The 525-nt window shown below is 47.8% G+C and carries 1 protein-coding gene; it reads right to left on the reverse strand.

Translation table 11 applies throughout. From position 1 onward, the window contains the following. The coding region (locus R7Z47_RS26755; protein WP_318131014.1) for a hypothetical protein at window positions 1-525 on the reverse strand (525 nt) is incomplete at both ends.

Below are 525 nucleotides of genomic sequence, written 5' to 3' on the forward strand. Positions count from 1 at the left end.
TTCAACATCACTGACTTGCCCTGACAAAGTGACAGATTGGCGCTCTTCAATGTTTAAATAGCCGTCTCCGCCATCGTCAACGTCCACCGTCACACTTGCGAGCGTATCTTTGATGATGGTGTTTTCACTGGTTGCAGGGTTGCCCGCTATATCTATACTCTCAGCAACAACGGTCAGCGTACCTTCAGACAACCCAGAAAGGTCAACGTCGTCCAGAGACCAACTTCCACCAGTCACCACCGTTTCTAAGTTTATGACCGCTCCTAACGAGTCGGTTACAGTAACTTGGATACGCTGGCCATCTTCAATGTTTTCAATCGTTCCTTCGAGGCGAGTAGTCGCGATTTCGTACTGATTTAAATACTCATCCCCTCCACCATCAAAATTGACATTCACCGTTGCAAGCGTATCTTTAATGGTCGTATCGACGGCGTTCAGGTTGTTGCCATAAATGTCAGAAACCACAGAAGTCACCGTAAGCGGCCCTTCGGTAAGGGAAGACAGATCAACGCCTGATAGGGTATA

Origin of the sequence: Vibrio sp. 1641 (assembly GCF_033339995.1) — a bacterium.
Taxonomy (GTDB): domain Bacteria; phylum Pseudomonadota; class Gammaproteobacteria; order Enterobacterales; family Vibrionaceae; genus Vibrio; species Vibrio alginolyticus.